This window comes from Pseudomonas sp. GW821-FHT03E01, from assembly GCF_059420765.1.
The window spans coordinates 118,060-136,078 of sequence record NZ_JBWKUI010000001.1; the positions used below are offsets into that span (position 1 = coordinate 118,060).

Genomic DNA, 18,019 nt, shown 5'->3' on the forward strand with positions numbered 1-18,019 from the left:
ATGCAGAGAATTTCAGAATGGACGGACCTCGTAACGCCTACGGGAGGGTTTCGTTATGGCAGTGTCGTTAGCGGTGAACCGCCTACGCCTCTCAAGGCTGAGTGGTTCAACATGGTCCAGGCCGAGTTGGCCAACTTCATTCTGGCGTCACTACCGACGTTGGATGCGGCAGATAGCTTTCAGTTACTGAAGGCCGCTCAGAAGATGATTTCGAACTTGGCAGTTCAGGCAACGACGCTTGCTGGCTACGGGATCACGGACGCCTACACCAAGGCGCAAGCCGATCTGATTATTTCCGGCAAAGCAAACTGGGCGATCACGTTGGCCGGCTATGGCATTGATGATGCCTACACGAAAACCGCAATGACGGCCTTACTTAACGCCAAGGCCAATAACGCAACTTCTTTGGCGGGTTACGGCATTCTGGATGCTTATACCAAGGATGGGATTGACTGGCTGCTGTCTTTAAAACAAGACAAGAACACAGCATCTTTTGGCGCGGCCAGTTGGACGCGGGATTCCGCTACGGGGTCGCTTGAGCAGTTCGGCTCCTTCGATATGCTTGGGGGCGCGGGTGAGCAAATCATTTGGTTCCCGGTCGCGTTCCCGTCGGCTTGCCGGATGGTGCAACTGACAAACCACGAAAACCAGCCTAACGAAGGTAACGTGGTCCGAATTCTGAGCTATGACCGCTTCTCGGCAACTATCGCGAACGCTGGAGGTAATACCTTCACTCAATACGACTGGCTTGCGAAGGGGAATTGAACATGGGCTATTCGTACAGCGCATCACTGAATACGTTTTTTCACACGTCTGTACCTGACCGTAATGTTCCTAGCGATGCCGTGGACATTACCGATGAGAGGCATGAAGAGTTGATGGTGCTCATCATGAAACAGAGAAAGAAGCTAGCCGCTGGCGAAGACGGCCTGCCGATGACGGTCGAGTATGAGTTGCCAGGCACTCCATAAGGAGTTGTTAAAGCCCGTGTACCCGCGTCGGCGGGTTTTTTTATGTCTGGAGAAACGACATGACTGATATTTCCGCGCTGGAAGCCTACGCCGGTCAGCTATCGGAAGCAGCACAGCGCTCGTTGGCGGCGTCTGCCATTCAGCATCAAGTCATGAATGGCGATGCTGAAACATTGGTGCCGACCGAGTCGGGCCCTTTGCCGAGCCTGGCGAAATGGCAGGCGGATACAAACAAGGTATTTGAAGATGTTCGGATTATTGTTGATACAAACTTTCGGCGTTTGCCCGCCGATCCCAGTACACGTTCAGACGGTAGCCCGCTTGAAATAGGGGACGAATATTTCAATACGGTGGAGTTGGTTAAACGTTCCTGGAATGGGGCGATTTGGTTTACCCCGAATGCAGATGGTCAATTGATACAGCAGGCATTCGCGGGACCTGGTGGCATGACGCTGATTGGCACACCTGCAAACCTCGCTGAGCTCCGCCAGCTACCTGCACCCGTTGTAAGCGCAGGACGATCATTTGTCATTTTTGTATCCGGACATACCAAATCGTATGACGGTTCGGAGGGCAACTGGTACTGGCAAGGCAACAGTAACGAAGGCGATGATAACGCCATGGTAATCAAACCAAACTCTTTGGATGCGAGTCAGGCGGGTCGTTGGAAACGTTCCTATGCCGACTTCATTCTGCCGGAATACTTCAATGCGGCTGGTGATTTTGATTGGGCTACTCAGCAAGGAACAGTGGACACGATCGCCCTTCAAGCCGCTCTCTGCTGGTGTAATAGAAAGGGCTCTATTTTGCGGCCCATGCCGGGTAAAAGATACCTGACCGATACGCTGTATTTGTACTACGACGCAGTGTTAAATCCGAACTGGCCCGGTCGCGCAGGAAGGGTAAGCATTTGGGGGCACGCCAACGGGCACGCAACAGGTGCTTTAGAGGATCAGGGCGACGCCTTTGTTCATATCAATGGATCTGCTAAACCGTTAATAGACCTTAAAGGCGTCTTTAGTATTGAAAATCCCACCGGTATGGGTGGCTATTTCTCTCTGCTGAATTTCAACTTGATTGGTGGCAGTCACACTAATCACGTGCTTCGTCTTCAGGGATCGCAGGGCAGCATTCTGCTCCAGAACTATACCGTCAAGGTGCAAAACCCTGCGGGCGACGGCATCCTTGAATGTACGTCATGGGAAACCACACACGTTAATGGGTTGATTCGTGGTGGTGCCACAGGTTTAGGCACTTGGACGGGAGTTGGTCTACGTATCAGCTCAGACGGTTCTGGTGGCCAGACCAACATGAAGACCTATATTAACGTCGACTGTTATCGTATGGGGTACGGCATCCGTATTGGTCGCGGCGCGGTTCCCACTGGTACTTTTGGTCCTTTGGAGTTCATCGGTGGCCAGACCTCTAACTCAGACTTCCACGGTCTTTGGTTAGAAGGCGGCGTGATTAATTTCACCAGTATTGGCCTTCAGCATGAGGAGGCCCGCCTCAATGCGATCCGTATTGATCGGACGTTAGAAGATGGTGTCACTCAAGCTAACGATTTGGCTCGTTCGATAAAGATCATCAACACCTACATTACTGGTTGCGGAATCATTGAGGACGGTTCTGTTAATAGCTACGCGGTCTACGTGGCGAACGGCGACGGGGTGGAGCTGGACGGGCTTGTTTTCAACAATGCCGGTAATAGCATTGCATTTGACGCAGGCAATGTGGATAACCTCCTTATTCGTCGACCTACCTGGCGCACTGTCAGGGCTTACGGGGCAGCATCGGGTTGCGGCATTCGAGCATTTGGGACACAGGCTGCTGCAAAACGCATCTACCTTGAGCATCCTACGTTTAACCAGAACCCGTTGATCCAGATTGACGCGATCGCCCTACAAATATTCGCTCGTGGCTTAGCCGGTGGTCGGCTTTCGTTCGCAACTAATAGTCCAACGCCAAGCATCTCTCTGAGTGGGCAATCGGGTAGCGAGGCAGTTGAACAGCTTAATTTCAACTACAGCACGCCGGTAATTCTAGACAATATTCTAGGTGGCAGGTTGTACCAGACGTTGTTAATAACAAACTCCAACACAAACGTCACTATTCCTAATAATCGCAGTACGTTTTTCCTTAATGGCTCCTCATTTACCCCGGTCAATAGCAAGTCTATTATGGTGCTCTATTTTGATGGGGTGGCGTGGAATGAAGTGCATAGATCGCTTAATGCTTAGGTGCCAAGATGACTAAAGTGTATTTGTTGGAAGGTAAGTTGATTGGTGTAGGTGATTGGGTTTGTGTGTTTGAACCGGATGAGAGCGGTAACTTAATCGCTTCCAATCCTCTGCCAGAAGGCGCCGTTGAAGCTGATGTGGAGTTGGTAAGTACAGCCAAGGGTTCGATAGTATTGGCTACGGATTACGATGCGTTGCGCTATGACGAATACCCGCCGATACGAGATCAGTTAGACGCTTTGTGGAAGGGGGGGGAAGCGGCTACCGCAATGGCTGCACAAGTTAAAATAGTTAAAGATAAATATCCGAAGCCTTAGCTGGGCAATATTGAGTTCTTTTTAAATGCCGGCGCAATGCCGGCATTTTTGTGCCTTCGAAAATGTTGGCGTAGCTCGTTTCACAACTCATCTAACAGGTGTTTGCTATGGGGTTTTACTGGATAAGGTACACAGATAAATTGTCAGAACCGTTTGGCGGGTTGGCTTCCGGTCCGCTGATTCGAATTCGGCCAAAGTACGAGGACGATAAGGGCCTGCTCGAGCATGAGAAGACTCATGTGCGGCAGTGGTTCGCACTTACAGGGGTGGGTCTGCTGGTCGCCATTTCCTTGATCCTGCTCGTTTCACCAGCCCTCTGGCCCGTCGCTGCTGGTGCACCGTTTCTTCATTCACTGCTCTACAAGTTCGTGCGGCCATATCGGCAGTGGTGCGAAGTGCAGGCTTATCGTAAGCAGATTGAGGTGGGTGACTACGCAAGTTCAGATTTTGCTGTGACTGCCCTAATCGATAAATACGGCCTGACCCTGAGTATGACTGAGGCTGCAGCGTTGCTGCGTTTCTGAGTCCGTGAGAAGTAATCCAGCCCGCCGCACGCGGGCATTTTTTTGCCTGGAGAAAAGTAATGGCACGAATCCCTGTTGCCCAAGCGGGCAGCCGTAATGCACTGGCCTTCCTCGATATGCTGGCCTGGTCCGAGGGCACTAGCACCTCGTCGGCCACCGAAGTTGATGGCTACGACGTGATTGTCACTGGCATCGATAAGAAGCCTGAGATATTCAAGGATTTCAGCAAACACCCGTTTGCCGGCGGGCGGGCATCCAAGGTTATCAACAGCAAGGGGCTGACTTCGAATGCCTCGGGCCGGTATCAGCAAATGCTCAAGGACTGGCCTCATTATCGATTGTTGCTGGCGCTGCCCGACTTCAGCCCGATCAGCCAAGACGTGCTGGCGTTGCAGCACATCCGTGAATGCCGGGCGTTGCCGGACGTTCACGCTGGTCGCATCGAAGCAGCAATCGCGAAATGCCGGAACATCTGGGCCAGTCTGCCAGGTGCAGGGTATGGCCAGCGGGAGCACCGACTTGAGGACCTGATCAAACAGTACCGGCTGGCGGGTGGGGCCCTGGTATGACGCCCGCCCAGTGGCGGTGGGTCAGCGCGATGATCTTGGCGTTCATGCTGGTTGGCGGTGGAGCTGTGGTTGCGTGGAAGTGGCAGGCCAATAGCTATGGCAAGAAGCTGGCAGACCGGGAGTCCAACTACCAAGCCGACTTGGCGAGCATCGCCAATGCTGGCGCTGCATTTTTGCAAGCTGAACGGAGCAAGCGGCTAGCACTCGAGCAGCAGCTGGCGACCAGTGATCAAACCCATCACAAGGAACTGACCGATGCACAAGACCTACAAGCTCGCTTGCGTGATCGTCTGGCCACTGCTGATTTGCGGTTGTCAGTCATACTCGGCCCTGCCGCCACGGATAGTCTCTGTGGGTTGCAGTCCTCCCCCGGCCCCGGCGGCGTGGTTCATGGAGTCACGCGAGCCGAACTTGACCCAGCGCATGCTCAACGAATTGTCGGCATCACCGACGACGGAGATCGAGGACTGATAGCTCTCGCTGCATGCCAAGCCTATGCTAAAAAAGTTTCAGAAATTAAGAAGTAGATGTTTCTATGTTAATTAGTTTGTTGCGCAATTAGAGCGCTTTTGTATGAGTGAATTTGTCATTGCTAGGCGGGTGGGATAATTTGTCAGCTTTGATTTAGTTGTTTTTCTTCTGTTGACTTGGTTAAATGGCTTGCAGAATCGTTAAGTATTTTAAGGGGAATGAAAATTATGGTTCATCCGCTAGATGGATGTAGAGCTAAGCTTGAACGGGCTAGGGAAACTATCGAGTCTTTAGCTAGAGATATATCCGCCTTTGAGTCACAAATTCCTCAACCCTTTAAAATTACGCGTGAGCACCGTGGCGCAGAGTACGTTTTCTTAGCTTCGGGAGAAACACTAGCGCCTCTTCGTTTTTCCGTGCTAGCGGGAGAGGCTGTGCATCATATGCGTTCTAGCCTTGATCACCTGGTAAGCGCGCTCGTTGTATCAAATGGTAATACTCCCAGTAGGTCTAATCAATTCCCTATTTGCACAACGGAAAATGGATTTGATGTCGCGGTTAGTAAAAAGCAACTAAATGGAATTTCGTCGTCGGCAAAAGATCTAATTAGAATGTTGCAGCCATTCCATAATCCAACGCCGGATGACGCTATTCTAAGTGTGGTTGCGGAATATGATAATGCGGACAAGCATCGATTGCTTGTGATTGTTAATGCGGCTGCGCGAATCGGAGCTAACCTTAATATTGGATCGGATCCGGCAGCGTCTTTAGAGCAACTGGAAAAGAAAGTCTCTATCGTTAATTTGAGCCCGCCGGGACCAAAAACGATTTCGCCTAAAGGAGAGGTAGTTTTTTCTATAACTTTTCAAGAGCCTATGCCCCACATAATGGCGGAGGCTGAATTTGTTCCTGTCGTGGTTTTCGATACGTGCGGTTCGGTCGTAGGTGCTCCGGTGGCACTCTATCTCAGAGGGATCTGCGATGGGGTCAGCTCTATTGTTGAGCAGTTTACTAATGAATTTTAGCAAGATGCTATCGAGAAAACTAAGGGCGTGAGTGCGGCCGGAGATGGCTGTACCGGTTCCGTGCAAGGTGGTGCCGGTCAAGGTGCCGGCCTTCGCCACTGCTAGTCTCAAGAAGTCCGACAAGCTGGAAACGAAGGTCCGGGCAATGCTGGCGGAGATCCGCCAGCGGCAGGTATATGAGAAACAATTAGTTGTAGTGAATTTGGCGTGCCTGTGATTAATGTATTTCGGTAATGCGGAATAGAGCAAGACAACAGGTCTTGTGTGTTGGGTGAGTATAGATATTAAGGAGGTTAATCTCCTAGAGCTTTATCTTTTCGCTCTTGGTGTTCAATTAGCTCTTTGACTATTTTTGTTTTAGTGATTTTTGCGAACGGGATTCTCACTGTTAAGCTTGGAGCTGAGTCAATTGGGATGACCGCTTGGGCGCTAACAATGCCAACCAGCTTGTTATTCGCTATCACTGGTCCTCCGCTGTTGCCTGGATAGATACTCATGTCCGCCCAGAAAAATGGGAGTGCCTCGTGAAGCATTGATATTCTGCCGTAAGATGCTACAGGTAGAGAAAATGCATTAGATGACCAGGCGTCAGAGAGGCTGGATTCTTTGATTTGTCCGAGTAGTGCTGTAGAGCTTGGGAATCCGATGGTGAAAACCTCTTGTGTATCGGATTCTGGTTCGTCCGCAATGTCCTCAAGCTCTATTGGCTCGAACCCTGATTCTAGTAAACCCTTCGCAAAATCAGCATGGCGTTGATTGAGCGAAATCACGGCTATATCATGCTCCGGCTTGGAAAAAATGTACGGACATAGAGCAGATGATCCGGCGCGCAGGCCATTTAAAAATTCAGGATAAGGTTTGTTGGCTAGAACTTCATCGAAAGATGGGACGCGAAATATTCTGTTGAATATCAAATTTTCAGCTTGTTCTCGTTTTTCTGAAATTTCGTCCTCAATAACGTGGCGCGCCGTAAGGATGTAGTAGCGGTCGACATGGCGGATGAAAATGCCGGTTCCGTGGTATCGGATATCTTTCATGCCTTGAGCAATATCTTCAGCGCAAAACTGCTCCCAAGTGATTTCTCCTTTGATTAGTTGGGCCTGTAGTGCTCCGATTTTATTTATACGATCTAAAGGGTCGACACTATCTGTGGCGCATTCTAGATGGATTACCGCGCGCTTCCATTTGGCGAGCATTTAGCTGTTCCTCTTGATACATGGTATTGAGTGAAGGTTGAATGTGTTGGCGTGAAATGTAGTGCAGCTTGGATGAATGTGCTTTAAGTTGTCTGACATTTTTTAACCGCCCAGGATCTCCAGGATCTTGAGCTGGTTTTGTTTGAGCTCTTTGGCATGGCGGAAGATAGAAAGGGAGTAACCGCTGATACCAATGTTGATACCAATCTAAGCTTTTTCGGGCGATCTGGTGCGCCTGAAAGCCTTGATTTTGCTACGCTTTGTCCAACACTGAAGCGCCGTTAAGATCGCATCGTGATGTTAGCTGAGTCCTCAAGCTGTTTAGACGATCGTTTTGGGGTGATCTATGAGGCCATCAAGCATCCCGCGAAGCCGGTCGGCTTCGCGCTTGTGGCCTCTTGCCGATACGTCGAGATCGTACAATTGCTTACGAGCAACTGCCAATTCTCCGGCCCTTTCCCGAAGATTTCTCATTGCTTCGTCACGCTGCGCTGAGGCTTCGGTATACATCTGCACCAGGCCAAAGATGTTTTCCCTAGCCTTTCGCAGCTGCTGATTCAATTCTTGGACTTCGTTTTCCAGCATGCGCAAATAGTGAGTGCACGTTTCAAGCTCGGTTGGGCATCCCCACCAGTCGGAGGTGTCTTCGATTTCAAGGGGGTCCACGTTTGGTACCTGCTATAGCTGTTTATATATACAGTAATTCAAGCATCAAGGTGGGTCGAGGTTGGCGCGACGAACTGCAGAAAATCGGGAATGGAACAGTTCCGCATCCACGGAGGTGCCCCTTGTGTTGTGTGGGTTACAGAGCCTTAAAAATCAGTGGCTTGCGGAACGCTTTTGATGCTAACCTATTGATCTAGCTTGTTTTGTGGATGGATTGCAAATCCACCTACGCCGGTTCGATTCCGACTTCGGCCTCCACTTTAAACGAGCTCCGTAGATCCATGATCTACGGAGCTTTTTTATTTTCGCAGTCCTGCAAGATTTAGTCTTGAAAAGGGGATTTGCGAACTTGCTTCACCGGGGCGGGATGTATATATTTCCCCCTCTGCTGCACAAGCGTCAGAACTGCCAGATCGTTATTTGGACAGTCTTCAGACTGCTTACCGCGCTACCGCCCGAATGGCGAAACTGGTAGACGCATGGGACTTAAAATCCCCCGCTCGTAAGGGCGTGCCGGTTCGATTCCGGCTTCGGGCACCATCTAAAATCAAGGGTTTGCGGGCGAAAGCTAATGCAAACCCTTGTTTGTTTCTGGTCCGCTATTTTGGAGTTGCTCCGCAATTCACTTGGTAGGAGTGACTTTCTTGCCAAGGCGATGACGGATGTATTGCTCCGTCATCACCACCGTCGTATGCCCAAGTTGATCTCTCGCCTGTAAGATGTCACCGATGGATTCGGCTTTATCTGTACCTGCTTTGGCGCGTAAATCCCGCATCTGAAATTCAGATTTCTGGACGCCGGCCGCTTCTCTGGTCAAATCAAACCTTCTCCGTAACATCGCCACCGTCATTGGTGTGCCATCCTCTGTAACGATCAGCCGTGTCGAGCGGACCTTCTGACTTTCGGGGCATGATTCGATCAATCAAAACTTCAGCTCGCCAGTGACTTCAATCCGGCGCTTCGCCTTTGTTTTCCCCTGCAGAATCCAAATTTGCCCCTCGGCGTACGTGTCTTGTCCAGTTTCTTTATTGCCCTTGATGCCGGCACAAGGATTGGCCAGCGATGTGTAGCCTTTGTCCCGCGCGTAGTTCCAGATCGCCCTGAGGAGGGGCTTTTCACGGTTCGCTCGGACCGGCGCTGATTTGCGCCAGGTTAGGTACTGGCGAACGTGCAGAGGTTCGATCGTTTCTAGAGGGCTGGATCCTCATTCTGATACTACGACGCGTTTAAAGTGTACTTAGAGAAGTCTGACATGTTGCTTTCCTTGCTTTGAGTTGGGTCAACACCAATATCGGCAACACGCCGCTAGTTCAATCCCTGCTTTAGGCTTAACAGGTAACGAAATATGACAACCAAGCAACTGGGAGTCGATCGAGCGTGCCTACCGGGAAATGTCGCAGCACATCACAACCATTCCGATCTCGGTCTTGTCGGTGCTAAATGGGATCTCACCTAGTACTTCGAAGCCGAAGCCCTCGTAGAAACGCCTCGCACTGGCGTTGGTTTTGAGTACGTCGAGCCAAATGAAATGCTCTTTACGATCTTCGGCCAGTTGACGGATGAATTGCAGAAGCTGTTTCCCGTAGCCTTTGGCTGCTTGGGTCTTGAGGAAGTAAATTTTTTGGAGCTCCGCACCGGCCTTGCCGGAAATAGGCATCGGCTTCGACCAGTTAACCTTTGAGAACCCTACCGCTCTGTCGTCTTCATCGAGTGCTATGAGCCAACAGTGACGTGCGGGTGCCCCTATCGATTCCTGAAGCGCCAGGACTGAAAAGTCTTCACTCAAGAAATGCTGCATACCTGAGGGGGTCCATATGTCGGAGAAGTGGTCTCGATACGTCTCTATACCGATATCACTAAGTGTGTGGATATCCTCAATGGTCGCCTCTCGAATTTTGATCACTGTCTCGCTCCTTGCGTTGAGTTGATCTCGACCAATACCTACAACGCGCCAGTATTTCAAGTATTAGGTAGCCCATGAACAGGCCACGCCCTCCTATGTCACTGCTTGAACTGTCAGACCTGTCCGACTTCGGTAGCCGGCCAGGCAGAAAACCGGCGGGGCCCCTGGGGACTTGCAAAGGACACGGGGTCGGAAACCCGCGGGATCTTGTTAGTGGAAGGCCTGCCAGCTTACTGAAATTTCAATCACTGAAATCTTGAAAGGATTCATTGAGAAGCCGCTGAAAAGGAGAGCTCCTAAGCGTATTCGACTACCTGTACAAGAGCGCCTTCGCGGCACGGATCGGCAGGTCGCCGAGCACCATCACCTGGTTGAAGACGAACGGCAGGTTGGTGATCGTTATTAAGGATGCAAACGGCAACGAGAAAGAGCTCGAATACAACGACGCTGGCCAACTCGTGAAATATACCGACTGCTCCGGCAAAACCAGTGCTTGGGAATACGACGAGCGCGGCCTGATGATCTGTTTTACCGACGCGGCGGGGCAGAGCATCGAGTACCACCGCAAAAATCTATCTCTGCTCCGCAATTCGCTACCACTGGTCATTTTGTGGGCATGACTTTCATCCCTTTACGCATTCGAATGTACTTCTCTGTCATGCCTACGGTGGTGTGCCCAAGTTGATCGCGTGCAGCACGAATGTTGCGTGTCGATTCTTCCTTATCCGTCGCGGCCTTCGTCCGTACGCGCATTTGAAAATCAGCCTTGGGAATGCCGGCAAACTTCGGGGCATTATCAAACCACTTCCGGAGCATGCTCGGCGTCATCGGCTACACCGCCAAGGTCGGCAGCGCTGGATGATCTCGGCCGTGGCGCGGATGATGCTGCAATGGCCATTGCTTGAATGAAGTGATGACTTTATCGAAGATCGTTTTTGTTAATGGGAATCAGTGTTAATTACGAATGGTTTTGTATAGCATGCGCCGCAGTTTTTGGCGGTTTCACTCCCTGCATTGGCCTATTCGTAAAGGTTTTTCTCTTCATGCGTCGAACCCTGCTTTCCATTTGTGTGCTGCAAGCATTGTCGTCTACCTCATGGGCTGAACAAACGGAGGTGTCACCCTCAACGCTTGAGCTGGACGCAACCGATGTTATCGGTACTGCGAATTACGAAAGGGCGGACGGCCCGGTGCAGGGTTATCTGGCTACGCGCTCGGCCAGCGCCACACGCACCGACACGTCGATCCACGAAACCCCGCAATCGATCAGTGTGGTCTCGAAAGATGCGGTCGAGGATCTGGGAGCCACCCGTTTGCAGGACGCGTTGGACTACGCTGGGGGCGTGGGGCGGGCGAACAATTTTGGTGGACAGGGTCTGACCACGTTTACCGTTCGTGGCTTTACCACTGGCGAGTTTTATCGCAACGGTTTTCCGATCAACCGCGGCTATCCGAACATGCCGGATGCCAACACTATCGAGCGACTCGAAGTGCTACGCGGTCCGGCAACCATGCTCTACGGTCGGGGTGATCCTGGCGGCACGTTCAACGTGGTTTCCAAACAGCCGTTGCCCGAGCGCACCGTCACCTTGGGCAGTCAACTGAACGATCAGGGCATGAAGCGTGGCACGCTGGATGCCTCCGGCCCGCTCGACGAAGAAGGGCGCCTGGCCTATCGACTGAACGTAGTGGGCGAGGGCGGCGACACCTTCCGCGATCACGTCGAAACCGAGCGCTACGGTATCACGCCGGTGCTCACGTGGCAGGCAACCGACGCGACCAAGCTGATTTTCGAAGGCGACTTCATGCGTAACAACGCACCTTTGGATCGAGGCGTTACACGTTACCCGAGGCAGACAGGTACCGCCTCTCGCGACAGTTTTTTCGGCGAAAAAGACGCTGGCAAACTGCATAACGACAACAACATGGCGCAGCTGCGTTTCGAGCACATGCTCAATGACGACTGGACGCTGGGTGGTGGCTTCCAGTGGCTCGATGGTTCGCTCAAGGGCAACGCAGTCGAGGCCAACGGTATTGCCGCTGACGGCCGCACCTTGGGGCGCAACTTCAACTATCGCAAGCTGGAGTGGACCGACAAGGATACCCAGCTCAATCTGACCGGCCATTTCGATACCGCTGGTTTGCAGCACACGTTGCTCACCGGTATCGAGTACGAAGATTATGACTACAAGTCGATCATTCAACGCTCCAGCGGTGCTGTCGATGCGTATCCGATCGACATCTTCGATCCGGTGTACGGCCAGTCGCGTCCAGCACTGACTCGCACGCCGACCCACGACAAGGAAAACCTCAAAACTTATGCCGCGTTTGTGCAGGATCAATTGGCACTGACCGACAAACTGAAGGTGCTGGCAGGGGCGCGTTTCGAACGCTTCGAACATGACTACGAAACCTTTGTCCCGGGCGGCAAGAGTTGGCAGGCGAGTGACAACGCAGTAACTCCGCGCATCGGCGTGACCTACGATTTGACCGAGACATTAGCGGTTTATGCCGACACCGCGCGCTCGTTCAAGCCCAACACCGGCGCTAGCCGCCTCGGGGGAGGGTTTGCGCCGGAGAAGGGCAAGTCGTACGAAATGGGTATCAAGTGGGAAGCACTGGATCAGCGGTTGAGTGTCGATGCGGCGATCTATCAGATCGAGAAGCGTAACGTGCTGACCACCGACCCCGTCGATTCCACCTTCAGCGTTGCTGCCGGTGAAGTGCGAAGCCGTGGTTTCGATATCAACGTTGCCGGCAACCTCACTCCCGAATGGCGCGTGATTGGCGGCTACGCCTATGTCGATGCCGAAGTGACCAAAGACAACGTACTGCGCTCTGGCACGCGGCTGCTGAACATCCCGAAAAACAGCTTCAGCCTGCTGAATATGTACGAGTTCCAGGACGGCACCCTCAAGGGATTGGGCTTGGGCACCGGATTCAAGTACGTCGACGAGCGCGCCGGACAAACCGCCAACACTGCGTTTTCGATGGGCAGCTACACCGTTGTCGACTTGCTTGGCTTCTACAAGATCAATGACAAGGTGCGGCTCAATCTTGACGTGAAAAACCTGTTTGATCGCGATTATGAAGAAGGCGCGTTCGGCAATGTTTACGCTTATCCGGGTGCGCCACGAACCGTGCAAGTCGGTATTTCCTACACGTTGTAGTGCGTTCTGCTGGTGCACACTGAGCAAGCGCGATAACGCTGGAAGTGAGGCGATGTGCGTCAGCAGTAGAGTCTGTGGATCCTGCAAAGGCGACAGTTGCAGATTTGAGCTACAGACAGGTCAGCCGTCAGCTTATCTCAGGTCGCTCGTGCCTGGTGCTGGACCGTGGGCGAATCGTGGAGCAGGGCGAGGTGTGGCAGATTTTTGGTGACCCGCAACACGAGGTGTCACCGGCCGTGGCGACCGATCTGCTGGGCATCGCCCAGGCACTGGGTGGGCAGGTCAGCTTGCTGCATGGCGGTATCGAGCGTATCCAGAGCCGCGCCCAGGGACGTTGACTCCTGGGCGTAGCGACGAGCCAGGGGCCAGGCGCGTTGCTGGCCCGTGCTTCGTCGCTGGCCGATCAGGTGCCGGGGTATCTGGCACCCGCGTGATGTCGACTTACTTCGATCCTCCACCGATCTGCCAGACGTAGGGCGGTTCGGTGCCGTTGATTTCCCAGTCGCCGATGATGCGTTCCTTGTAGATCAGCGGGTTGTGCGAGGCCGCGGTGCGAGCGTTGCGCCAGTGACGATCGAGGGCTTTGCCGGTGCTGGTGGCCGAGGCGCTGAGGGCGTTGAACAGGTCGCTGGTGGCGCGTAGCACCAGGTCGGCGATCACCACTTGGGCCTGGGCGGATTCCAGTTCGGCGGCGATGTTGGCATCGCGTTCGGCTTCGTCGTTATGGGCGAAGCGGCTTTCGTAGGCCACCTGCAAGGCAGCCGCGGCGCGCAGGGTGGTGGCGTGTGCGGCATAGACCTGCGCTGAAGCCTTGCCCACCACTTGCTGCACCTGGACATCCTGGCTGACGTGGCTGGCGTTGCCGGTGCTGAAGATGCGCGTGCGCTTGCGTACTTCTTCCGTGATGTCGCGCACCGCGGCACGGCCGGCACCGGTCTGGACCGCCAACAGCACCAGTTGATAGAAGGCCGTCTGGTATTTGAAGCGGGTGGTGAAGTCCAGCAGGTTTTCGGGCTCCACCACGGCGTTCTCGAATACCGAGGTGCCGCTGCCGGTGGTGCGCTGACCAAAGCCATCCCAGTCGTCGCTCTGCACAATACCCGGTTGCTGCACGCGAACGGCGGCAATCACATCGGCGCCGTTGTCATCGCGCTGGGCATAGAGGTCGATCCAGTCGGCGAAGATACTGCCGGTGCTGTAGTACTTGGTGCCGTTGACCACCCATTGTTCACCCAGGCGCGAGACACGGGTGCCAACCTGGCCGATCTTGATGCTGCCGACTTCGGTCCAGGCGTTGCCCACCAGATCGCCGTCGACAAAACGCTTGAACCAGGTGTCCTGGGGCGCATCGGCATGGGCGTTGAGGCGGTCTTCGACAAAGGCAAAGTGACCGCGCAACGCCTGCGGCAGATTGGAATCGGCTTCGGCCAGTTCGATCAGCAACTCAAACAACTGGGGCAGGGAAGCGCCGGCGCCACCGTACTGCACCGGCACGCGCACGGCGCCAAAGCCGGCTTCCTTCAGCCACTTCACTTGTTCAAAGGGCAGGCTGCGAGTTTGCTCGCGCTCCAGTGCGCCGGCGGCGATGCGTGCAAAGATCGGCCGGAAGCGCTCGGCCAGGGCCTGGTAGTCGGTACCGCTGGAGAGGGGGTGTGGCAGGTGCTGTTGCTGGACAGTCATGGTGCAGCTCCTTATGGAAGGCAAGAGAAGCAACAGTGCAGTCGATCTGTTGCGTACTACTGCCAGTGCACAGGTCGTGCCTGGCACTGCAAAAGCCGTTTAATCGGGCGCGCAGGGCTGTTCGCCAGGGTGGTTGCTGTCGTCTGCCGGGCAACTTGCTGAAGCGCTGACTGCCCGGCAACAGCGGCCTGGGCGCGCTGCATGGCATGGGCAGAGAGGCAGCTGTTGTGAGCGCAACAGTTGATCAACAGCCTGCCCGGTGGACGACACTGCGGCGTTTTGCGAAAAACCGTATAACTTATTGATTTTTATTGAATTATAGAGATGGCACGGTTGCTGCTCTAGTCCTTGTGCAGGTGCCGCGGTGGCCTCTGCCACCATGAGGACGGGCAATGAGCAACACACTGAAAGTGGTCGCGGTATCCGGGAGCGTGCAGCGGCCTACGCGCACCCTGGTGCTGCTCAAGGCTCTGGTCGCCGGTCTTGCGCAACAGCTGCCGATCGCGCTGCACCTCATCGAGTTGTCCGAGGTCGGCCCGCAGTTTGCCGGGGTGCTGTGCCGTGAAGACTTGCCCGCTGCGGTAGAGGCCGATCTGCAGGCCATTGAAACGGCCGACCTGCTGATTGCTGCCAGCCCGGTGTACCGCGCCTCGTACACCGGACTGTTCAAGCACCTGTTCGATTTCGTCCATCACCAGGCGTTGAACAACGTGCCGGTGTTACTGGCCGCCACCGGTGGCTCGGACCGCCACGCCCTGATCATTGATCACCAGTTGCGCCCGCTGTTTGGTTTCTTCCAGGCCCTGAGCTTGCCCATCGGTGTGTATGCCGCCGAAGCCGATTTCACCGACTACCAGATCACCAGCCCCCAGTTGCTCGAACGCATCGAGCGCGCTGTCGAGTCGGCGGTCCTGAGCCTCAATCCGAAAGTTCACCGGGATGCCAGCGCTGCCTGACGTCCCGGGTCAACCCTCATTTCAACGAGTCAATGGAGTACGTACAATGAGCCAGGACAACATCAAGTTTGCCTATTGGGTTCCCAACGTCAGCGGTGGCCTTGTGGTCAGCAAGATCGAACAGCGCACCAGCTGGGACATCGATTACAACCGCAAGCTGGCGCAAATCGCCGAAAAGGCCGGCTTTGAATACGCCTTGTCACAGATCCGCTTTACCGCCGGTTATGGCGCCGAAAACCAGCACGAGTCGGTGACCATAAGCCACGCGCTGTTGGCCGCCACCGAGAAGCTCAAGGTGATCGCCGCCATCCTGCCTGGGCCCTGGAGTCCGGTGCTGGCGGCCAAACAGCTGGCAACCATCGACCAGTTCACCAACGGTCGGGTCGCGGTGAATATCGTGTCGGGCTGGTTCAAGGGCGAGTTCCGGGCCATTGGCGAGCCGTGGCTGGACCACGATGAGCGCTATCGTCGCTCGGAAGAATTCATCCAGGCGCTCAAGGGCATTTGGACCCAGGACAACTTCAGTTTTCATGGCGATTTCTACCGCTTCCATGACTACACCCTCAAACCCAAGCCACTGCAGCAACCGCACCCGGAAATCTTCCAGGGTGGCAGCTCGCGCGCGGCGCGGGACATGGCTTCGCGGGTTTCCGATTGGTACTTCACCAACGGCAACAGCGTCGAAGGCATCAAGGCCCAGGTCGACGACATTCGGGCCAAGGCCGCGATCAATGGCCACTCAGTGAAAGTTGGGGTGAACGCCTTTGTCATTGCCCGCAAAACCGAGGCTGAAGCCCGAGCGGTATTGCAGGAAATTATCGCCAAGGCCGATCCGGAGGCCGTCAATGGTTTCGGCAGCGAGGCGAAGAACGCCGGCGCCTCCAGCCCTGAAGGCGAAGGCAACTGGGCCAAGTCCACCTTCGAAGACCTGGTGCAGTACAACGATGGCTTCAAGACCAACCTGATCGGTACGCCGCAGCAGATTGCCGAACGCATCGTCGCCCTCAAGGCGGTGGGCGTGGACCTGGTGCTCACTGGCTTCCTGCACTTTCATGAAGAAGTGGAGTACTTCGGCCGCAAGGTGTTGCCGTTGGTGCGTGAGCTGGAGCGCGAGGCGGTCGCGGCCAAGGCTGCGGCGCTCGCCTAAAGGACGGGAAAGGTCATGGCGACATTCACTGATAACACGCAACCCGACACCTTGCCGCAGTGGCTGCAACAGCAGGCACGTCAGCAAGGGACGGGCATTGCCCTGCGACATAAGCGCCTGGGGGTGTGGCAGGTGCGAACCTGGTGCCAACTGGCCGCTGAGGTTGAACACCTGGCAATGGCCTTGCAGGTGCGTGGTTTTGTGCCTGGCGCGAGCTTGGTGATTGTCAGCCGCCCGCGGCCGGAGGCGTTGATTGCTGTACTGGCGGCACAGTGGTTGGGCGGGGTGGCCGCGCTGTTGGATCCGCTGGAGGCTGCGGCTGCACAGGTGCCGCTGTTGCGTGAGCTGCACAGTGAATGGGTGTTCGCCGAAGGCCATGAGGAGATTCAGCGCCTGCGCGCCGCCGGACTGGCGCCCAGGCTGCTGATTTACGCCGACGGCCGCGGCACGGCTGAGGTGAGTCAGACCGGTGACACCCTGGCGTTCGCACAACTGCTGCTGGGCAGCGATCACCGGCTGGAACCCCAGGCCCGAGCCGAGCGCACAGCTTTTACCTTCTACCGTTTGGGTGCGGGGCAGCGCATCGAGCAGCAGCGCATTAGCCACGCCGAGTTGCTAAAGGAAGGCCGGCGCCTGGTGCACAGCGAGCAGCTGGGGCGGCAGGAAGAAGCCCTGGCGGCGCGAGCGTTTGCCGCGGGTAGTCAAGCGCGTTACTTGCTGGCGCCTTGGTTGATTGCCGGCTTTCGACTGAATTTTCCGGAGAACCTGGCGACTCGCGACCAGGACCGTCGCGAGTTGGGCCCGACGCTGGTGGCCGGCACCCGGGAAACCTACGAGCGCCTGCATGCCCAGGTCCTGGCCCGCTTGCCGGAGCCAGGCAGCTGGCGTCGGCGTCTGGTGGACTGGGCGCTGGTGGCACACCCCGGTGCGCTGCAACGGCATCTGGGTTACTGGCTGATCCGCCGGCCGTTGCGCGACATCCTCGGCTTTTCCCGCACCCGCGCGCCGTTGGTGGTGGGCGAGGCGCTGGCGCCACACACCCAGGCGTTTTTCCAGGCCTTGGCGATTGAAGTACGCACCTGGCCTGACCCGGCACAGTGGCACCGGCCCGCGCGCTGGCCAGCCCCGTTGGTCAACGGCTGGATCGAAGACAGCACGCAACCGGCCTGACAAGGACATGACTC

Annotated in this window: 20 protein-coding genes, 1 tRNA gene and 2 pseudogenes; 17 read left to right on the top strand and 6 right to left on the bottom strand. The window is 55.0% G+C overall.

What is annotated here, in order from left to right:
* From AC07VO_RS00605 to AC07VO_RS00645, 9 genes are all read left to right on the top strand, one after another.
* A complete protein-coding gene (locus AC07VO_RS00605; protein ID WP_495007452.1) occupies window positions 1–765 on the top strand; it encodes a gp53-like domain-containing protein in 765 nt (254 codons plus the stop codon).
* 2 nt (window positions 766–767) lie between these two features.
* On the top strand, window positions 768–971 hold the full coding sequence (locus tag AC07VO_RS00610) for a hypothetical protein (protein ID WP_495007453.1): 204 nt from the start codon (window positions 768–770) through the stop codon (window positions 969–971).
* 59 nt (window positions 972–1,030) lie between these two features.
* The gene (locus tag AC07VO_RS00615; protein WP_495007454.1) at window positions 1,031–3,211 is read left to right on the top strand and encodes a putative phage tail protein; all 2,181 of its coding nucleotides are present in this window, start codon (window positions 1,031–1,033) and stop codon (window positions 3,209–3,211) included.
* Window positions 3,212–3,219: 8 nt separating this feature from the next.
* Window positions 3,220–3,528: a hypothetical protein gene (locus tag AC07VO_RS00620; RefSeq protein ID WP_495007455.1), complete on the top strand. Its 309-nt coding sequence runs from the start codon at window positions 3,220–3,222 to the stop codon at window positions 3,526–3,528.
* A gap of 107 nt (window positions 3,529–3,635) precedes the next feature.
* Window positions 3,636–4,052, top strand: a complete 417-nt coding sequence (locus AC07VO_RS00625) for a hypothetical protein (protein WP_495007456.1) — start codon at window positions 3,636–3,638, stop codon at window positions 4,050–4,052.
* Window positions 4,053–4,111: 59 nt separating this feature from the next.
* Window positions 4,112–4,621: a glycoside hydrolase family 24 protein gene (locus tag AC07VO_RS00630; protein WP_495007457.1), complete on the top strand. Its 510-nt coding sequence runs from the start codon at window positions 4,112–4,114 to the stop codon at window positions 4,619–4,621.
* Window positions 4,618–5,148, top strand: coding sequence for a lysis system spanin subunit (locus AC07VO_RS00635; protein ID WP_495007458.1), 531 nt, complete (start codon window positions 4,618–4,620; stop codon window positions 5,146–5,148). The genes AC07VO_RS00630 and AC07VO_RS00635 overlap by 4 nt, the downstream gene beginning before the upstream one ends.
* 171 nt (window positions 5,149–5,319) lie before the next feature.
* Window positions 5,320–6,117 carry a hypothetical protein gene (locus AC07VO_RS00640; protein WP_495007459.1) on the top strand — a complete coding sequence of 266 codons (798 nt, stop codon included), beginning with the start codon at window positions 5,320–5,322 and terminating at the stop codon, window positions 6,115–6,117.
* Window positions 6,118–6,160: 43 nt separating this feature from the next.
* Window positions 6,161–6,334 (top strand): hypothetical protein, encoded by a 174-nt coding sequence (locus AC07VO_RS00645; RefSeq protein WP_495007460.1) that lies wholly within the window; start codon window positions 6,161–6,163, stop codon window positions 6,332–6,334.
* 76 nt (window positions 6,335–6,410) lie between these two features.
* Here AC07VO_RS00645 and AC07VO_RS00650 read toward each other — a convergent pair whose 3' ends face one another.
* Both AC07VO_RS00650 and AC07VO_RS00655 read right to left on the bottom strand, forming a co-directional pair.
* A complete protein-coding gene (locus tag AC07VO_RS00650) occupies window positions 6,411–7,313 on the bottom strand; it encodes a S1 family peptidase (protein WP_495007461.1) in 903 nt (300 codons plus the stop codon).
* Between the two features lie 321 nt (window positions 7,314–7,634).
* Window positions 7,635–7,979 carry a hypothetical protein gene (locus AC07VO_RS00655; protein WP_495007462.1) on the bottom strand — a complete coding sequence of 115 codons (345 nt, stop codon included), beginning with the start codon at window positions 7,977–7,979 and terminating at the stop codon, window positions 7,635–7,637.
* A 453-nt stretch (window positions 7,980–8,432) separates the two neighbouring features.
* Here AC07VO_RS00655 and AC07VO_RS00660 point away from each other — a divergent pair.
* Window positions 8,433–8,519: transfer RNA gene (locus tag AC07VO_RS00660), tRNA-Leu, on the top strand.
* A gap of 82 nt (window positions 8,520–8,601) precedes the next feature.
* On the opposite strand, the pseudogene AC07VO_RS00665 reads toward AC07VO_RS00660, so the two are convergent.
* Window positions 8,602–9,177 (bottom strand): annotated as a pseudogene (locus tag AC07VO_RS00665) (tyrosine-type recombinase/integrase); the annotation flags it as partial.
* Window positions 9,178–9,360: 183 nt separating this feature from the next.
* Complete coding sequence (locus AC07VO_RS00670; RefSeq protein WP_192350377.1) at window positions 9,361–9,882, bottom strand: GNAT family N-acetyltransferase; 522 nt, start codon at window positions 9,880–9,882, stop codon at window positions 9,361–9,363.
* A gap of 314 nt (window positions 9,883–10,196) precedes the next feature.
* Here AC07VO_RS00670 and AC07VO_RS00675 point away from each other — a divergent pair.
* Window positions 10,197–10,280 (top strand): annotated as a pseudogene (locus AC07VO_RS00675) (terminase small subunit); the annotation flags it as partial.
* Window positions 10,275–10,502, top strand: a complete 228-nt coding sequence (locus tag AC07VO_RS00680) for an RHS repeat domain-containing protein (protein ID WP_237229612.1) — start codon at window positions 10,275–10,277, stop codon at window positions 10,500–10,502. The pseudogene AC07VO_RS00675 and the gene AC07VO_RS00680, both read left to right, overlap by 6 nt.
* Here the strand turns inward: AC07VO_RS00680 and AC07VO_RS00685 are convergent.
* On the bottom strand, window positions 10,486–10,710 hold the full coding sequence (locus AC07VO_RS00685; protein ID WP_225609181.1) for a site-specific integrase: 225 nt from the start codon (window positions 10,708–10,710) through the stop codon (window positions 10,486–10,488). The genes AC07VO_RS00680 and AC07VO_RS00685 overlap by 17 nt on opposite strands.
* A gap of 215 nt (window positions 10,711–10,925) precedes the next feature.
* On the opposite strand from AC07VO_RS00685, the gene AC07VO_RS00690 reads away from it, so the two are divergent.
* Together AC07VO_RS00690 and AC07VO_RS00695 are read left to right on the top strand one after the other, a co-directional pair.
* Entirely contained in the window at window positions 10,926–13,052 is a 2,127-nt protein-coding gene (locus AC07VO_RS00690) for a TonB-dependent siderophore receptor (RefSeq protein WP_192350379.1), read from the top strand.
* 104 nt (window positions 13,053–13,156) lie between these two features.
* A complete protein-coding gene (locus AC07VO_RS00695) occupies window positions 13,157–13,390 on the top strand; it encodes an NIL domain-containing protein (protein WP_225609182.1) in 234 nt (77 codons plus the stop codon).
* Window positions 13,391–13,493: 103 nt separating this feature from the next.
* Here the strand turns inward: AC07VO_RS00695 and AC07VO_RS00700 are convergent, their stop codons facing one another.
* A complete protein-coding gene (locus tag AC07VO_RS00700; RefSeq protein WP_018929018.1) occupies window positions 13,494–14,732 on the bottom strand; it encodes an acyl-CoA dehydrogenase family protein in 1,239 nt (412 codons plus the stop codon).
* 392 nt (window positions 14,733–15,124) lie between these two features.
* Here AC07VO_RS00700 and msuE point away from each other — a divergent pair, with 392 nt between their 5' ends.
* The 3 genes from msuE to AC07VO_RS00715 are packed head-to-tail and all read left to right on the top strand — an operon-like array spanning window position 15,125 to window position 18,005.
* On the top strand, window positions 15,125–15,688 hold the full coding sequence (gene msuE / locus AC07VO_RS00705; protein WP_018929019.1) for an FMN reductase: 564 nt from the start codon (window positions 15,125–15,127) through the stop codon (window positions 15,686–15,688).
* A gap of 46 nt (window positions 15,689–15,734) precedes the next feature.
* On the top strand, window positions 15,735–16,835 hold the full coding sequence (sfnG, locus tag AC07VO_RS00710) for a dimethylsulfone monooxygenase SfnG (RefSeq protein WP_018929020.1): 1,101 nt from the start codon (window positions 15,735–15,737) through the stop codon (window positions 16,833–16,835).
* Window positions 16,836–16,850: 15 nt separating this feature from the next.
* Window positions 16,851–18,005 (top strand): AMP-binding protein, encoded by a 1,155-nt coding sequence (locus AC07VO_RS00715; RefSeq protein ID WP_192350382.1) that lies wholly within the window; start codon window positions 16,851–16,853, stop codon window positions 18,003–18,005.
* Window positions 18,006–18,019 lie beyond the last annotated feature (14 nt).

Coding starts and splice junctions, on each gene's coding strand:
- AC07VO_RS00650 (WP_495007461.1), bottom strand. CDS start 7,313: ATGCTCGCCAAATGGAAGCGCGCGGTAATCCATCTAGAATGCGCCACA.
- AC07VO_RS00630 (WP_495007457.1), top strand. CDS start 4,112: ATGGCACGAATCCCTGTTGCCCAAGCGGGCAGCCGTAATGCACTGGCC.
- AC07VO_RS00685 (WP_225609181.1), bottom strand. CDS start 10,710: ATGACGCCGAGCATGCTCCGGAAGTGGTTTGATAATGCCCCGAAGTTT.
- AC07VO_RS00605 (WP_495007452.1), top strand. CDS start 1: ATGCAGAGAATTTCAGAATGGACGGACCTCGTAACGCCTACGGGAGGG.
- AC07VO_RS00645 (WP_495007460.1), top strand. CDS start 6,161: ATGGCTGTACCGGTTCCGTGCAAGGTGGTGCCGGTCAAGGTGCCGGCC.
- AC07VO_RS00690 (WP_192350379.1), top strand. CDS start 10,926: ATGCGTCGAACCCTGCTTTCCATTTGTGTGCTGCAAGCATTGTCGTCT.
- AC07VO_RS00615 (WP_495007454.1), top strand. CDS start 1,031: ATGACTGATATTTCCGCGCTGGAAGCCTACGCCGGTCAGCTATCGGAA.
- AC07VO_RS00635 (WP_495007458.1), top strand. CDS start 4,618: ATGACGCCCGCCCAGTGGCGGTGGGTCAGCGCGATGATCTTGGCGTTC.
- AC07VO_RS00700 (WP_018929018.1), bottom strand. CDS start 14,732: ATGACTGTCCAGCAACAGCACCTGCCACACCCCCTCTCCAGCGGTACC.
- AC07VO_RS00715 (WP_192350382.1), top strand. CDS start 16,851: ATGGCGACATTCACTGATAACACGCAACCCGACACCTTGCCGCAGTGG.
- AC07VO_RS00625 (WP_495007456.1), top strand. CDS start 3,636: ATGGGGTTTTACTGGATAAGGTACACAGATAAATTGTCAGAACCGTTT.
- msuE (WP_018929019.1), top strand. CDS start 15,125: ATGAGCAACACACTGAAAGTGGTCGCGGTATCCGGGAGCGTGCAGCGG.
- AC07VO_RS00620 (WP_495007455.1), top strand. CDS start 3,220: ATGACTAAAGTGTATTTGTTGGAAGGTAAGTTGATTGGTGTAGGTGAT.
- AC07VO_RS00610 (WP_495007453.1), top strand. CDS start 768: ATGGGCTATTCGTACAGCGCATCACTGAATACGTTTTTTCACACGTCT.
- sfnG (WP_018929020.1), top strand. CDS start 15,735: ATGAGCCAGGACAACATCAAGTTTGCCTATTGGGTTCCCAACGTCAGC.
- AC07VO_RS00640 (WP_495007459.1), top strand. CDS start 5,320: ATGGTTCATCCGCTAGATGGATGTAGAGCTAAGCTTGAACGGGCTAGG.